General features: G+C 68.8%; 1 protein-coding gene. It reads left to right on the forward strand.

Annotated features, from left to right (window positions below):
• On the forward strand, positions 1 to 699 hold a 699-nt coding region (locus tag ACXJKJ_RS30665), incomplete at both ends, for an FHIPEP family type III secretion protein (protein WP_457395239.1).

Genomic DNA, 699 nt, shown 5'->3' on the forward strand with positions numbered 1-699 from the left:
CATCAAGGGCGTGCGCCGCAAGCTCACCCACGACATCGGCTTCCTGATCCCCTCGGTGCACATCCGCGACAACCTGGAGCTGCCGGCCAGCGGCTACCGCCTGCTGATCCACGGCGTGCCGGTGGCCACCGCCGACATCCATCCCGACCGCGAGCTGGCACTGGACCCGGGCAGCGCGCTGGGCACGCTGGAGGGGATTGCCGGCAAGGACCCCGCCTTCGGGCTGGACGCCACCTGGATCCAGCCGCACCAGCGTGCGCATGCCGAATCGATGGGCTACACGGTGGTCGATCCGGCCACGGTGGTGGCCACCCACCTGTCGCACCTGATCCGCGAACACGCCCCGGAACTGCTCGGCCACGAGGAAGTGCAGCAGCTGCTGGCCAACCTGGCCAAGAGCGCGCCCAAGCTGGTGGAAGACCTCACCCCCAAATCGCTGCCGCTGTCGGCCGTGGTGCGCGTGCTGCAGAACCTGCTCATCGAGCGCATCCCGATCCGCCAGCTGCGCAAGATCGTGGAGTCGCTGGTGGGGAACGCGCCGGTCAGCCAGGACCCGACGGTACTGACCGCCGCGGTGCGCAACGCGCTGGGACGTTTCATCGTGCAGGAGATCGCCGGGATGTCGGCCGAGCTGCCGGTGTTCACCCTCAACCCGCAACTGGAACGCGTCTTGCAGGAGTCCACACAGGGCAACGGCGC

Source organism: Roseateles sp. P5_E1, assembly GCF_054049335.1.